The sequence below is a fragment of the Caulobacter sp. UNC279MFTsu5.1 genome, from assembly GCF_900114015.1.
GTDB lineage: Bacteria > Pseudomonadota > Alphaproteobacteria > Caulobacterales > Caulobacteraceae > Caulobacter.
In genome coordinates this window covers 17,316-31,697 of sequence record NZ_FORN01000010.1, presented here as the reverse complement: position 1 = coordinate 31,697, position 14,382 = coordinate 17,316, and the positions used below count along the sequence as shown (strand labels likewise).

The window sequence follows — 14,382 nt, the reverse complement described above, 5'->3', positions numbered from 1 at the left end:
ATGCGCGTCCTTGTCATCGATCCCGATCCCGCGCGCGCCGCCCTCGTGGCCGAGGGGCTCGCGGGCGTGCAGCCGCTGGAGGTGCGTCGCGCGGCCGTGTTCGACGAGCGCGAGGCGGCGGCCTTCGCCCCCGACGTGGTGGTGATCGCCGCCGACAGTCCCGATCGCGACACCCTGGAAAGCCTGCGCGAGGCCGGCCAGCACAATCCGCGACCGGTGGTGATGTTCGTCGACCGCTCCGAACCGGGCTTGGCCGAGCAGGCCGTGCGGGCCGGGGTGGCCGCCTATGTGGTCGACGGCCTAGCCCCCGGCCGGGTGCGCTCGATCCTGGACGTGGCCATGAGCCGCTTCGCCCTGACCCAGCAGCTGCACGGCGACCTGGCCAAGGCCAAGGCGGATCTCGAATCGCGCAAGACCGTGGAACGGGCCAAGGGGCTGCTGATGAAGGAACGGGGTCTGGACGAGGACGGCGCCTATCGCCTGCTGCGCAAGCTGGCCATGGACCGCGGCAAGCCGATCGGCCAGGTCGCCGCCGACCTGCTGGCCTTCGCCGGCGTGCTGAAGGGCGACGCCTCGTGAGCGGACTGGCCGACCTGACGCTGGGGTTCATCCCGCTGACCGACTGCGCGCCGCTGGTCGTGGCCAAGGCGCGGGGCTTCTTCGCCGAGGAGGGGTTGGAGGTGGCGCTGAGCCGAGAGGCCTCGTGGGCGACGATCCGCGACAAGGTCGCGGTCGGGGCGCTGGACGGCGCCCACATGCTGGCCCCGATGACCCTGGCCCCGGCGGGACTGGAGGGCGCGTCGATGTTGGCGCCCTTGGCCCTGAACCAGAACGGCAGCGGGATCACCGTCTCGACGCGGCTGGCGGCGATGATGGCCGAGGCCCATCCCGACGCCCTGGCCGCGCCGCTGGTCACCGCCCAGGCCCTGGCGGCCGTCGTCGCGCGCCGGCGGGAGCAGGGCGCTCCGCCGCTGACCTTCGCCGTGGTCTTCCCGCATTCGATGCACAACTATTTCCTGCGCTACTGGCTGGCCCAGGCCGGGATCGATCCGGACCGCGACGTGCGCCTGGTGGTCACCCCGCCGCCGCGCATGGTCGAGCACCTGCGCTCGGGCGAGATCGACGGCTTCTGCGTCGGCGCGCCCTGGAACGCCGTCGCCGTCGACGAAGGCCTGGGCGAGATGCTGATCAAGGCCTCGCAGTTCTGGCCGGGCGGGCCGGACAAGGTGTTCGGCGTCACCGCCGCCTGGGCGGAGGGCCATGGCGACGAGCTGCGGGCGGCCCTGCGCGCCCTGATCCGCGCCTCGGCCTGGGCTGACGAGCCGGGCAACCACGCCGAGCTGGTGGCCCTGCTGTCGCGACCGGACCATGTGGGCGTCGAGCCCGAGGTCCTGGCCCGGGCCCTGAAGTCCGAGATCGTCTTCCATCGCGACGCCGCCGGCCTGCCGCGCCGCGAGCACGCCCTGTGGTTCCTGTCGCAGATGGTGCGCTGGGGGCAGGTCGGGCCGGACCTGGACCTGGCCGCCATCGCCGACCGCGTCTACCGGCCGGACCTGTTCCGCGAGGCGGCGCGGTCGCTGGGACCGGTGCTGGAGCCGGCCCAGGTGTTCGCCGACGCCGCGCCCCCGGCCTCGGCCCTGTTCGACGGCGCGCCGTTCGATCCGGCCGACGTGCGAGGCTACGCCGCGTCGTTCGCGGTGGGACGGGCGGGGGGCTAGGAGCCTTCCAGGCGGCTCTCTCACGTTGTCATCCCGGAAAGCGCGCAGCGCTTGTCCGGGATCCAGGGCAACCGCACCGCTTCTGCCCAGTCCCCCGGGGCCCGGACAGCCTCTGCGAGGCTTCCGGGATGACAACCGGTTAGGGGGGCGGGTTCCGCTTTATGGACGCTCGCGCGCCCTCTCAACTCACCATCACCCACGCCTTCTGCTCATGCTTCGAGCAGAAGGCGTGCTCGTTTGCTGAGCAATTGCACGATGGAGCCCTGGATCACGCCGCAATGCAGCATGGCGCGTGACACCGTCAGCCGTCTGATCCTTCATGAGGACCAAGCCTTCGGACAACGGCGTTCGTGGCTGCCAGAGACGACCGCTCGGATGCGGTCACCCGCCTGGGGCGCCCGCGCCCCGCTCTCGCAGACACACACATCCGAGGCGCACGATGATCTCTCGTGATTTCCTGAAAGCCGGCCACGCGCCGACCCTGTTCGCCGCGTTCCTGTATTTCGACCTCAGCTTCATGGTCTGGGTGATCCTGGGCCCGCTGGGCGTGGCCATCGCCAAGGACTTCCACCTCGACCCCGCCCAGAAGGGCCTGATGGTCGCCATTCCGGTCCTGGCCGGGGCGTTGCTGCGCCTGGTCAACGGCGTGTTGGTCGACCGCATCGGTCCCAAGAAGACGGGCATGATCGGCCAACTGATCGTCTTGACCGGCCTGGCCCTGGCCTGGTCGCTGGGCGTGCACAACTATCACCAGGTGCTGGCCCTGGGCCTGGTGCTGGGCGTGGCCGGCGCCTCGTTCGCCGTCGCCCTGCCGCTGGCCTCGCGCTGGTATCCGCAGGAGCATCAGGGCCTGGCCCTGGGCATCGCCGGCGCCGGAAACTCGGGCACGGCCCTGGCCGCCCTGTTCGCGCCAATCCTGGCCAAGACCTTCGGCTGGCAGAACGTGATCGGCATGGCGGCCATCCCGCTGGCGGTCGCCTTCGTCGTCTACATGCTGCTGGCCAAGGACGCCCCCGACCAGCCCGCGCCCAAGAAGCTGGCCGAGTACCTGGACGTGCTGAAGGTTCCGGACGCCTGGTGGCTGATGCTGCTGTACGCCGTCACCTTCGGCGGTTTCGTCGGCCTGGCCTCGTCCCTGACCATCTATTTCAACGCCGAATACGGCCTCTCGCCGGTCACCGCCGGCTTCTTCACCGCGGCCTGCGTGTTCGCCGGATCGTTCATCCGCCCGGTCGGCGGGGCCCTGGCCGACCGCTTCGGCGGCGTGCGGACCCTGAGCTTCGTCTTCGCCCTGGCCGCCACCGGCCTGGCCGTCGCCAGCTTCCAGATGCCCTCGGCCTATGTCGCCCTGGCGGTGTTGATGTTCTCGATGTTGGCCCTGGGGGCCGGCAACGGCGCGGTGTTCCAGCTGGCGCCCCAGCGGTTCCGCAAGGAGATCGGCGTGATGACCGGCCTGATCGGCATGACCGGCGGCGTCGGCGGCTTCTACCTGGCCTCCAGCCTGGGCATGGCCAAGAAGATGACCGGCTCCTACCAGGTCGGCTTCCTCGGTTTCGCGGCCCTGGCGGTGTTCGCCCTGGTGGCCCTGCACAGCCTGAAGGCCCGCTGGCGCGCCGTCTGGCCGACCCTGCACGGCGACGCCGCCGCGCCGGTTCGCGTCTGATCCCTTTCCTCCAGTGAGCAAAACCATGACCAAGGAAAAGCTGGTCGTCATCGGCAACGGCATGGCCGGTTGCCGGGCGGTCGAGGAAGTCCTCAAGCGCGATCCCGGCCGCTACGAGATCGCCATCTTCGGGACCGAGCCGCGGGTGAACTACAACCGCATCATGCTGTCGCCGGTGCTGGCGGGGGAGAAGTCCTTCGCCGACATCGTGATCAACGACGAGGCCTGGTACGCCGACAACGGCATCGTCCTGCACGCCGGGCGGGCTGTCACGGCGGTCGACCTGGAAGGCCGCAAGGTGGTCGCCGAGGGCGGGCTGGAGGTTCCCTACGACAAGCTGATCCTGGCTACGGGCTCCGATCCGTTCCGCCTGCCGCTGCCGGGCATCGACCTGAAGGGCGTGGTCACCTTCCGCGACCTCGACGACGTCGAGGCCATGGTCGCCGCCGCGAACAAGCCGGGCGCCAAGGCCGTGGTGATCGGCGGCGGCCTGCTGGGCCTGGAAGCCGCCTACGGCCTGGCCCGGCGCGGCATGTCCGCGACGGTCGTCCACCTGATGGACGTGCTGATGGAGCGCCAGCTGGACGAAAGCGCCGGCTTCCTGCTGCGCGAGGCCCTGGCCGAACGCGGCGTCGAGACGGTGCTGGGCGCCCATTCCGAGGAGATCGTCGGCGAGAACGGCCAGGTCACGGGCCTGAAGCTGAAGGACGGCCGCACCCTGCCGTGCGACCTGCTGGTCATGGCCGTCGGCATCCGCCCCAACGCCAGCCTGGCCAAGGCCGCCGGCCTGCAGGTCAATCGCGGCGTGGTCGTCGACGACGCCATGCGCACCTCCGACCCGGCGGTGTTCGCGGTCGGCGAATGCGCCGAGCACCGCGGCAATTGCTACGGCCTGGTCGCGCCGATCTGGGAGATGTGCCGCTCGCTGGCCGAGTCGATGACCGACGGGGAGGGGGCCTATGAGGGCTCGGTCCTGTCGACCCGCCTGAAGGTCTCGGGCGTCGACGTGTTCTCGGCCGGCAAGTTCTCGGGCGGCGAAGGCTGCGAGGACATCGTGTTCCGCGACGCCGGCCGCGGCGTCTACAAGCGCGTGGTCATCGAGGACGGCAAGGTCGCGGGGGCGGTGCTGTTCGGCGACGCGGCCGACGGCAACTGGTACTTCGACCTGATGCGGGCCGGGACCTCGGTCACCGACATCCGCGAGACCCTGATCTTCGGCCAGGCCATTACGGAAGGGCTGTCCGGCCTGGACCCTAACGCCGCCGTTGCGGCCATGCCCGATACGCAGGAAATCTGCGGCTGCAACGGCGTCTGCAAGGGTTCGATCGTCTCGGCCATCACCACCCAGGGCCTGACGACCCTGGACGACGTGAAGGCGGTCACCAAGGCCTCGGCCTCGTGCGGCTCGTGCACGCCGCTGGTCGAGCAGGTGCTGAAGCTGACCCTGGGCGACGGCTTCAAGGAGCAGACCGGCCCCAAACCGATGTGCAAGTGCACGCATCACCCCCACTCGGACGTCCGCAAGGCCATCGTCGAGTGGGAGCTGAAGTCCATGCCGGCCGTCATGCAGGCCATGGAATGGACCACCCCGGACGGCTGCTCGTCGTGCCGCCCGGCCCTGAACTACTACCTGCTGTGCGCCTGGCCGTCGGAATATCGCGACGACAAGCAGTCGCGCTTCATCAACGAGCGGGTCCACGCCAACATCCAGAAGGACGGCACCTATTCGGTCGTCCCGCGCATGTGGGGCGGCATGACCACGCCCGATGAGCTGCGGGCCATCGCCGACGTGGCCGATAAGTTCCAGATCCCGGCGGTCAAGGTCACCGGCGGCCAGCGGATCGACCTGCTGGGCGTCAAGAAGGACGACCTGCCGGCCGTCTGGGCCGACCTCAACGCGGCGGGCATGGTTAGCGGCCACGCCTACGCCAAGGGCTTGCGCACGGTGAAGACCTGCGTCGGCAGCGACTGGTGCCGGTTCGGCACTCAAGATTCGACGGGCCTGGGCATCCGCCTGGAGAAGTTCCTGTGGGGTTCCTGGTCGCCCGCCAAGGTCAAGCTGGCGGTGTCGGGCTGCCCCCGCAACTGCGCCGAGGCCACCTGCAAGGACTTCGGCGTGGTCTGTGTCGACAGCGGCTACGAGATCCACATCGGCGGCGCCGCCGGCCTGCACATCCAGGGCACCCAGATCCTGACCCGGGTGGCGACCGAGGACGAGGCCGTCTGGGTGATCGCCGCGGCCATGCAGCTGTACCGCGAGGAGGGCTGGTACCTGGAGCGGGTCTACAAGTGGATGGCGCGCGTGGGGCTGGAGAGCATCCAGGCCAAGGTCACCGACCCCGACCAGCGCAAGGCCCTCTACGACCGCTTCGTCTTCTCGCAGCGCTTCGCCCGCATTGACCCGTGGGCCGAGCGGGTGGCCGGCCGCCATACCGAGGAATTCACCCCCATGAGCCGCCGGATGGAGTTCGTCCCCGCATGAACGCACACGTGAAAGTCCCCGTCTGGGTGGATGTCGGGGCGGTGACCGACATTCCCCGCCGCGGCGCCCGCCGGGTGCCCAGCCCGCGCGGCGATATCGCCATCTTCCGCACCGGCGACGGCGAGGTGTTCGCCCTGATGGACGCCTGTCCGCACAAGGGCGGGCCGCTGAGCCAGGGCATCGTCCATGGCCGCGCCGTGGCCTGTCCGCTGCACAACTGGTCGATCGACCTGGCCTCGGGCGAGCCGATGGGCGCGGACAAGGGCAAGGGCTGCACGCCGGTGGTGCCGCTGGAGGTCCGCGACGGCCGCCTGCTTCTGAGCCTGCCATCGAGCTCGGACGTCCATGGCTGACGGTTCGGCCGCCCCGCTCGTCAAGACCACCTGCCCCTATTGCGGGGTGGGCTGCGGCGTGTCGGGCGCGGTCGGCCAAGCCGTGTCTTCGGACAGCGGGGCGGACCAGGGGACGGACAGCAGGACCCTGTCGGTGGGGGGCGATGCGACCCATCCCGCCAATCTTGGCCGCCTGTGCTCCAAGGGCACGGCGTTGGGGGCGACGGTGGGGCTGCAGGGGCGGTTGCTGGAGCCGACGATCAACGGCAAGCCGGCCAGCTGGACCGACGCCACGGCCCTGGTCGCCAAGCGCTTCAAGGACACCATCGCCAGGCACGGCCCCGACAGCGTGGCCTTCTACGTCTCGGGCCAGATCCTGACCGAGGACTACTACGTCGCCAACAAGCTGATGAAGGGCTTCATCGGCTCGGGCAATATCGACACCAACAGCCGGCTGTGCATGGCCTCGGCCGTGGCCGCTCACAAGCAGGCGTTCGGCGCCGACCTGGTGCCCGGCTGCTACGAGGACCTGGACCTGGCCGACCTGGTGGTGTTCAGCGGCCACAACGCCGCCTGGACCCATCCGGTGCTGTTCCGACGCATGGAGGCGGCCAGGGCGCGGGGCCAGAAGCACGTGGTCATCGACCCGCGCCGCACCGACACCGCCGAGGGCGCTGACCTGCACCTGGCCATCGCCCCGCAGAGCGACGTGCGGCTGTGGAATGGCCTGCTGGCCCACCTGATCCGCATCGAGGCGATCGACCGCGACTACATCGCCGCCCACGTCAACGGCTTCGACGCCGTCGTAGCCGCCCTGGCCGAGCTGGATCAGTCGCCGGCCGCCGTCGCCGCCGACTGCGGTGTGGCGCTGGACGATTTGCTGAATTTCTACAAACTGTTCGCCGATAATCCTAAGACCATCAGTCTGTTCTCGATGGGGGCCAACCAATCGGCCCAGGGTACGGCCAAGGGGCTGTCGATCCTCAACGTCCACCTGGCCACCGGGCGGATCGGCAAGCCGGGCGCCTGCCCGTTCTCGATCACCGGTCAGCCCAACGCCATGGGCGGGCGCGAGACCGGCGGCATGGCCAACACCCTGGCCGGCCACATGGACTTCGCCCCGGCCGACCGCGACCGCGTCGCCCGCTTCTGGGGCGCGCCCGACACCGCCCGCGCGCCGGGCCTGAAGGCCGTCGACATGTTCGAGGCCATCCACGCCGGCAAGATCAAGGCGGTGTGGGTGATGGCCACCAATCCCGCCATCAGCCTGCCCGACGCCGGCCGGGTGCGCGAGGCCCTGGACCGCTGCCCGTTCGTGGTGGTGTCCGATTGCGTCGAGACCGACACCACGGCCTTCGCCGACGTCAAGCTGCCGGCCCTGGCCTGGGGCGAGAAGGACGGCACGGTCACCAATTCCGAGCGCCGGATCTCGCGCCAGCGGGCCCTGTTCCCCGCGCCGGGCCAGGCCCGGGCCGACTGGCGGATCGTCGCCGACGTCGCCAAGGCCATGGGCTTCGACGGCTTCGGCTGGAGCTCCCAGGCCAGCGTGTTCCGCGAATGGGCCCGCCTGACGGCCTATGAGAACACCGACGGCGAAACGGGGCGCTTCCTGAATCTGGCGGGACTTTCGACTTTGACGCCAGAGGCTTACGCCGGACTCCTGCCGGTCCAGTGGCCGGTGGCGACGGACGGGAAGGGGACGCCGCGCCTGTTCGCGGACGGCCGCTTCCAGACCCCGGACGGCCGCGCCCGCATGGTCCCGACCCGGCCCAGGGGCCCGGCCGACGCCGTCGACGCCGCCTATCCGATGTCGCTGAACACCGGGCGTATCCGCGACCAGTGGCACACCATGACCCGCACCGGCCTGGCCCCGGACCTGTGCCGGCACGCGCCCGAGCCGTTCGTCGAGGTCCACCCCGCCGACGCCGAGGCCCTGGGCGTCAAGGACGGCGCCCTGGCCCGGGTGATCACCGTGCGCGGCGAGGCCGTGGCCCTGGCCAAGGTCACCGAGCGCCAGCGGCCCGGCGGCCTGTTCATGCCGATGCACTGGACCGACGCCTTCGCGCCGTCCGGACGCTCCAATCACCTGATCGCGCCCAATCTCGACCCCACCTCCGGCCAGCCGGAGTTCAAGCATACGCCCGCCCGGCTTCGCCCCTATCGCGAGACCTGGAAGGGCTTCTTCCTCACGCGGGACAGCCTCGCCCTTCCGTCTGGGCTGGACCTCGTCTGGCGGCGCATCCCTCAGGACGCCTGCCAGCAACACGAGTTCGCCGGCCGGGGCGACGAAGTCGAGCGCGCCGCCTTGCGCAAGGCCCTGTCGAAGGGGCTTACCGGCGAACTCGTGACCTATGAGGACGCCGCCACCGGCGCGCGGCGCGACGCTTGGCTGCACGACGGCCGGCTGGTCGCGGTGCTGTACATCACCATCAGCGGCCGCCTGCCGCCGCGCGACTGGCTGGCCGAGCTGTTCGCCGAGCCGGAGCTGAGCCAGGAGGCCCGCTCGGCCTTGCTGTTCGGCCGCCCGCCCGGCGCGCCGGTCGACAAGGGGCCGCTGGTCTGCGCCTGCCTGAAGGTCGGCGCCAGGGCCGTGCAGGCCGCCATCGTCGCCGGGGCCGCCAGCCCCGACGCGGTCGGCGCCGCCACGGGGGCGGGGACCAACTGCGGGTCCTGCCGCCCCGAGATCGCCCGGATGATCGCCGCCGCTTCCGTCTCCAGCAAGGAGCCTGCCCATGCCTGACGCCCAAGTCCTGCTCGTCGGGGCCGGTCCCGGTCCGGTCGACCTGATGACCCTGCGGGCCGTGCGCGCGGTGGAAAGCGCCCAGGCGCTGCTCTACGACGCCCTGATCAGCGAGGAGGCTGTCGCCCTGGCCCCGGCCGGCTGCGTGCGCATCCAGACCGGCAAGCGGGCCGGCAAGCCCAGCATGCACCAGGACGAGATCAATCGCCTGATGCTGCGCCTGGCCCGCAAGGGCCTGCGGGTGGTGCGGCTGAAGGGCGGCGACCCCTCGGTGTTCGGCCGGGTGGGCGAGGAGTCGGCCTTCCTGCGCGAGCACGGCGTCTCGGTCGAGGTGGTGCCCGGCGTCACCGCCGCCTGCGCCGCCGCCGCCCAGTTCGGCTTCCCCCTGACCCATCGCGGCGAGGCCCGGCGCGTGGTGTTCACCACCGCGCGGCTGGAGGCCGGCAAGCTGAGCGCCGACTGGAGCGCGGCGGCCGATCCCGAGGCGACCTTCGCGGTCTATATGGGCGGCGAGATGGCCGGGGCGCTGTGCGAGCGGATGATCGCCGCCGGCCGCGCGCCGGGCACGCCGGCCGTGGCGGTCGAGCAGGCCGGCGGGGCGAACGCCCGGATCTGTCACGGCACGCTGGAAACCCTGGGCGCCCGGCTGAGCGGCCACGGCGGCCCGGTGGTCATCGTGGTCGGCGAGGTGGCGGCCCAGGCGCAAGGCGCGGCGGCGGACGAGGCGCCCATCGCGCGGACGGCCTGACAGGCCGGGGACATGCGCTTGCACGTGTCCTCGCCCGTGTTCCAGGGCTGAAATGGGGACACGCCCAAGGGCATGTCCCCGGTCGGGCTTGACGGACACGCCTGTTCGACCCGCCCATGAGGCATGTCGAACCCAACACCGACTCACGGCCCGATCGCCCGCGCCCTGGCCAAGGCGCCGTCCTGGGCCTTCGCTCTGTACGGCGGGCTGGCGGCCTTCGCGGCCTATTTCTCGATGTTCGCCTATCGCAAGCCGTTCACGGCCGCGCATTACGAGGCCATGGCCGGTTGGCCGTTCGCCATCGACTTCAAGGTCGCCCTGGTGATCGCCCAGGTCGCCGGCTACGCGGTGTCGAAGATCGTCGGGATCAAGGTGATCTCCGAGATGCGGCCCGAGCGGCGCTGGCTGGCGATCCTGGCGCTGATCGGCGGGGCCGAGCTGTCGCTGCTGGGGTTGAGCCTGGGCCCGGCGGTCGCTGGACCGCCGGCCCTGTTCGTCAACGGCCTGTGCCTGGGCATGATCTGGGGCCTGGTGTTCGGCTTCGTCGAGGGGCGGCGACTGTCGGAGGTGCTGGGCGCCATGCTGTGCGCCAGCTTCATCCTGGCCTCGGGCGTGGTGAAGTCGGTGGGCAAGAGCCTGCTGCTGCAGGGCGTGGACGAGCGCTGGATGCCGGCCCTGACCGGCCTGATGTTCACCCCGCTGCTGCTGCTGGCCGTGGCGGCCCTGACCCAGCTGCCGCCGCCGTCGCCGGCCGACGAGGCCGCCCGCGTGCGCCGCGCGCCCATGGACGCCCGGGCCCGCGCCGCCATGTTCGCCGCCCACGCTCCGGCCCTGGTGCTGCTGGTGGCGGTCTATGTGCTGCTGACCGCCCTGCGCGACTTCCGCGACAACTTCGCCGCCGAGATCTGGGCCGAGCTGGGCTTCAAGAACGCCGCGTCGATCTTCTCGCTGTCGGAAATCCCGGTCGCGGCCATCGTGCTGGTCGGGCTGGGCGTGCTGAGCCTGGTGCGCGACAACCGCCGGGCGGTCGGCTTCAACTTCGCCTTCGTGGCCCTGGGCTTCGCCCTGCTGGGCGTGGCGACCCTGGGCCGGCAGGTCGGCCTGCTGGGCCCCGTGGCCTGGATGGTCGCCACGGGGGCGGGGATCTACATGGCCTACACCCCGTTCAACGGCATGCTGTTCGACCGGCTGATCGCGGCCACGGGGCAGGTGGGGACGGCCGGGTTCCTGATCTATGTCGCCGACTCCTGCGGCTATGTCGGCAGCGTCTCCCTGCTGCTGGCCCGCTATTTCGCTCACCTGAAGCTGGATTGGAGCGGCTTCCTGGCCGGGGCGGCCTACGGGACCTCGGTGATCGGCGTGGCCGGGGTGGGGCTGGCCTGGATGCTGCTGAAGCTGCCGAAGGGGGCGGCGGGTTCAGCCGCTCGCCCCTGATCCTAGAGCATTTTCGAGCGAAGCGGACACCGGTTCGCGTGAAGAAAATGCGTTAAAACAAAGATCTATAGCGTCAACCTGATGCAATCAGGTCGGGAAACGCTCTAGACCGCCGCCAGCACGGGTTCGACCTCCCGGCGCGGCGCGGGGCCGATCTCGGGATTGGCGATGTCCTGGGCCGCGAGATGGCTTTCCAGGATGTCGAGAATCCCCGCGTCGACGCCCGCGTCGAACTTGCGGGCGAACAGGTCGGGGCTGGCGATCAGGGCGGCGGCGTCCTGCATGCCATAGGTGCGCGGCCGCAGCTTGATGTCGCCGTCGGGGATCCAGTCGATCATCCGCATGTCGTCCTGCACGACCACGCCATGCTCGGCGGTGTTCATCATCACCGTCTGGAAGAAGCCCTCGTCGGCGATGAAGGTGTTGCGATAGAAGGCCTTGTAGCGATCGGCCCGCCTGTCGTGACAGACGAATTCGCAGAACCGGCGGCTGACCATCATCCACTGGTTGCCGATATAGGGCTTGGCGCCCGGCAGGAACCGGCGGCTCAGGATGGTGCGCACGATCCGGTCGCGCAGTTCGAAGACGTATTTCCGGACCCGAGGCATGGTGTCGGGGCGAACCTGCTGCTGGTCCGACGCCTTGATGAACTCCTGGCCCCGCCGCCGGGCCAGGAAGGTCTTGATGAACTTCTGGGTCTTGAGCGGAAAGTCCTGGCCGCTGAGGTTGATGAACACTTCCCAGTCCCGGCCCATCTCCAGCAGGCGGGCCATGCCGCGCAGCTCGGCGTCGACCAGGCTGTAGCCACCCCACAGCGCCGTCTTGCTCTCCAGCACGTCGGCGTTGGGATAGGCGGCCAGGAAGCCCCGGATGTCGGCTTCCAGCTCGGGGCCGGAGTTCTTGTCGACATGGATCAGATAGTGGTTGGCGGGATCGTGGATCGCCTTGAAGAGGCGTTTGAACTGCTCGGGAAAACGGTGGACGAGGACGAGATAGGCGATCACGCGGCTACTCCTGGAATGAGGGCGAGCGCCATTGCGCGACGCAAGGCGTCGCGTGATGGCCATGGGGCTTGGGGGATGGTCGCGGCCCGAGGCGATGACCGGCCGGCGATCAGCGGGTCATGACGAGGCGGTCGAGTCCGTCCTTGCGCGCGCCGGGCGCAAGGCGGGCCGGCGGGGAGCCAGGAGTTTGAACGCGACGGGAAGGGCGAGCGCGATCAAGGCGCACGCCGCCGACAGCTCGAAGAGCCAGTTCATGGGTGTCGATGTCTCGAAAGGCGGCCGAGCCGGAGCGGATCGACCGCCCTGCGGCGGCTCGCTCTCGACGGCCATGTCCTGCGTATGTGAACGCGGGAGAAGCTATAACAGGTCCGGCGGCAAACCCCGCATCCTGGTTTGTCGCACCGCGGCGATCAGGCCGGGAGCATCGCCTCCAGGGCCAGGACGGTGGTCCAGTTGCGGCCGGTGATCCGCGCGCCCAGGGTCTTCTCGACCAGGCCGTTGGTCAGCTTCGAGCCGCCGACGCCGTCGGGATAGATCGCATAGAGCTGCCGGCTTTCGGCCCGCACCTGCTCGCGGCCGCGGATCGCCGCGCGCAGGGCGCCGACGGCCTTCTTGTCCGGCGCGTCCTTCAGAAACAGGGTCATCAGCCAGCCGGGATCCTGGGCCGCGAACTCGGGGAACGGATTGGCGGCGACCAGGGCGCGCCAGGCCTGGGCCGTGCGGACATAGACGTCGGTGCGCAGCGCGAAGCGGTCCATCAGCGCGGTCTCGATCTGGGCCTGCAGCTCGGCGCCGGTCTGCTCGCCGCTGGCGAACACCAGGTCGCCGGCCTTGGGACCGGCGCGGACGTCGGCATGGCCCAGCTCGGTCAGCAGGGCGGTCAGCTCGTCGGCCGTGACCTGGCGGTTTCCGGCGGCGTTGACGCCGCGCAGCAGGGCGATGTGGACGGTCATGGAGCAGGCCTTTCGAACGAGGCGGCTGTTTAGACCCTCGCGGCCGCGACGTCCCTATCGATTACGCCCTGGCCAGCGCCGCGAAGCCGCGCTCCAGGTCGGCGATCAGGTCTCCGGTCGCCTCCAGCCCCACGTGCAGGCGCAGCAGCGGACCTTCCAGCTTCACCGGGAGGGTGCGGTTCTTCAGCTGCGGGTCGCAGTGAATGGCCAGGCTCTCGTAGCCGCCCCACGAGAAACCCAGGCCGAACAGGTCCAGGGCGTCGAGGAAGGCGTGGACGGCCTTTTGCGAGGCGGGCCGCAGCACCACGCCGAACAGGCCGCAGGCGCCGGTGAAGTCGCGTTTCCACAGGGCGTGGCCGGGATCGCTCTCCAGGGCCGGATGCAGCACCCGGGCCACCTCGGGTCGGCCCTGCAGCCAGCGGGCGATCTCCAGGCCCTTGTCCTGGTGGACGGGCAGGCGGGTGGCCAGGGTGCGCAGGCCGCGCAGCACGGTGTAGGCGTCGTCGGGCGACACCGACCAGCCGATGTCCCACATCGCGTCGCCCAGCTGGTTGCCGATCACGTTGTCGGCGGTGGCGGCGCTGCCCATGAACACATCCGAATGGCCGCCGACATATTTGGTCAGGGCCTGGACGCTGATAGTCACCCCGTGGGCCAGGGGCTTGAAGTAGAAGCTGGCCGCCCAGGTGTTGTCGATCAGAGTCAGGACGCCGCGGGCGTTGGCGGCGGCGGCGATGGCCGGGATGTCCTGCATCTCGAAGGTCAGCGAGCCGGGAGCCTCCAGCAGGATCATCCGGGTGGCCGGCGTGCACAGGGCCATCAGGGCCTCGGGCGACAGGGCCGGGTCGTAATAGGTGGTGGTCACGCCGAACCGGGTCAGCACCCGGTCGCAGAACCGGCGGGTGGGCTTGTAGGCGCTGTCGACCACCAGGATTTCGTCGCCGGCCTTCAGCAGGGCCAGCATGACGCCGGTGATCGCCGCCAGGCCCGACGGGTACAGGGTCACGTCGGGCGAGCCCTCCAGCTCGGCCAGAGCCAGCTGCAGGTTGGCCGGCGAGGACAGGCCGGTGATGCCGTAGGTCAGCTGGCTGTCGTCGTACAGCGAGGCGGCGTTGGGCATCAGCACCGTCGAGCCGCGCTGGACCGGCGGATTGACCGTGCGGGCCAGCACCGAGCCGCCCTTGGGCGGGGCGCCCTTGCGGACCAGGCGGGTTTCTTCATCCAGGGGCATGGCGGACTCGGCGGGCTGCTGACCCTGGTGGTTTAGGGTGCGGGGGTGAACCGGTTCAAGGCAGGAAATCCGTCAGG

11 protein-coding genes are annotated in these 14,382 nt (G+C 70.4%); 8 read left to right on the top strand and 3 right to left on the bottom strand.

Translation table 11 applies throughout. The features are described 5' to 3' along the window. From BM066_RS07950 to BM066_RS07915, 8 genes are all read left to right on the top strand, one after another. On the top strand, window positions 1–579 hold the full coding sequence (locus tag BM066_RS07950; protein ID WP_089926043.1) for an ANTAR domain-containing response regulator: 579 nt from the start codon (window positions 1–3) through the stop codon (window positions 577–579). Next, a complete protein-coding gene (locus BM066_RS07945) occupies window positions 576–1,718 on the top strand; it encodes a CmpA/NrtA family ABC transporter substrate-binding protein (RefSeq protein WP_089926039.1) in 1,143 nt (380 codons plus the stop codon). The genes BM066_RS07950 and BM066_RS07945 overlap by 4 nt, the downstream gene beginning before the upstream one ends. Window positions 1,719–2,157: 439 nt before the next feature. Continuing rightward, window positions 2,158–3,381 carry a nitrate/nitrite transporter gene (locus BM066_RS07940; protein ID WP_089926036.1) on the top strand — a complete coding sequence of 408 codons (1,224 nt, stop codon included), beginning with the start codon at window positions 2,158–2,160 and terminating at the stop codon, window positions 3,379–3,381. A gap of 25 nt (window positions 3,382–3,406) precedes the next feature. Beyond that, a complete protein-coding gene (gene nirB, locus BM066_RS07935) occupies window positions 3,407–5,863 on the top strand; it encodes a nitrite reductase large subunit NirB (RefSeq protein ID WP_369823238.1) in 2,457 nt (818 codons plus the stop codon). Further along, window positions 5,860–6,216, top strand: coding sequence for a nitrite reductase small subunit NirD (gene nirD, locus BM066_RS07930; RefSeq protein WP_089926030.1), 357 nt, complete (start codon window positions 5,860–5,862; stop codon window positions 6,214–6,216). The genes nirB and nirD overlap by 4 nt, the downstream gene beginning before the upstream one ends. Further along, on the top strand, window positions 6,209–8,935 hold the full coding sequence (locus BM066_RS07925; protein WP_089926027.1) for a nitrate reductase: 2,727 nt from the start codon (window positions 6,209–6,211) through the stop codon (window positions 8,933–8,935). Before nirD ends, BM066_RS07925 begins: the two co-directional genes overlap by 8 nt. Further along, window positions 8,928–9,683 carry a uroporphyrinogen-III C-methyltransferase gene (gene cobA, locus BM066_RS07920; RefSeq protein WP_089926024.1) on the top strand — a complete coding sequence of 252 codons (756 nt, stop codon included), beginning with the start codon at window positions 8,928–8,930 and terminating at the stop codon, window positions 9,681–9,683. Before BM066_RS07925 ends, cobA begins: the two co-directional genes overlap by 8 nt. A gap of 123 nt (window positions 9,684–9,806) precedes the next feature. Next, window positions 9,807–11,117: a DUF5690 family protein gene (locus BM066_RS07915; protein WP_089926021.1), complete on the top strand. Its 1,311-nt coding sequence runs from the start codon at window positions 9,807–9,809 to the stop codon at window positions 11,115–11,117. Between the two features lie 104 nt (window positions 11,118–11,221). Here BM066_RS07915 and BM066_RS07910 read toward each other — a convergent pair whose 3' ends face one another. The 3 genes from BM066_RS07910 to metC all read right to left on the bottom strand — a co-directional run bounded on the left by BM066_RS07910 (window position 11,222) and on the right by metC (window position 14,299). Further along, window positions 11,222–12,121 (bottom strand): beta-1,6-N-acetylglucosaminyltransferase, encoded by a 900-nt coding sequence (locus BM066_RS07910; protein ID WP_177218402.1) that lies wholly within the window; start codon window positions 12,119–12,121, stop codon window positions 11,222–11,224. A gap of 410 nt (window positions 12,122–12,531) precedes the next feature. Beyond that, window positions 12,532–13,074, bottom strand: coding sequence for a DUF1697 domain-containing protein (locus BM066_RS07905; protein ID WP_089926015.1), 543 nt, complete (start codon window positions 13,072–13,074; stop codon window positions 12,532–12,534). A 61-nt stretch (window positions 13,075–13,135) separates the two neighbouring features. After that, window positions 13,136–14,299, bottom strand: coding sequence for a cystathionine beta-lyase (gene metC, locus BM066_RS07900; protein ID WP_089926195.1), 1,164 nt, complete (start codon window positions 14,297–14,299; stop codon window positions 13,136–13,138). Between the last annotated feature and the right edge of the window lie 83 nt (window positions 14,300–14,382).

What these genes read in the sequence shown, in the direction of transcription:
- BM066_RS07950 (WP_089926043.1), top strand. Translation starts at nt 1, where the DNA reads ATGCGCGTCCTTGTCATCGATCCCGATCCCGCGCGCGCCGCCCTCGTG.
- BM066_RS07940 (WP_089926036.1), top strand. Translation starts at nt 2,158, where the DNA reads ATGATCTCTCGTGATTTCCTGAAAGCCGGCCACGCGCCGACCCTGTTC.
- nirB (WP_369823238.1), top strand. Translation starts at nt 3,407, where the DNA reads ATGACCAAGGAAAAGCTGGTCGTCATCGGCAACGGCATGGCCGGTTGC.
- nirD (WP_089926030.1), top strand. Translation starts at nt 5,860, where the DNA reads ATGAACGCACACGTGAAAGTCCCCGTCTGGGTGGATGTCGGGGCGGTG.
- BM066_RS07925 (WP_089926027.1), top strand. Translation starts at nt 6,209, where the DNA reads ATGGCTGACGGTTCGGCCGCCCCGCTCGTCAAGACCACCTGCCCCTAT.
- cobA (WP_089926024.1), top strand. Translation starts at nt 8,928, where the DNA reads ATGCCTGACGCCCAAGTCCTGCTCGTCGGGGCCGGTCCCGGTCCGGTC.
- BM066_RS07915 (WP_089926021.1), top strand. Translation starts at nt 9,807, where the DNA reads ATGTCGAACCCAACACCGACTCACGGCCCGATCGCCCGCGCCCTGGCC.
- BM066_RS07905 (WP_089926015.1), bottom strand. Translation starts at nt 13,074, where the DNA reads ATGACCGTCCACATCGCCCTGCTGCGCGGCGTCAACGCCGCCGGAAAC.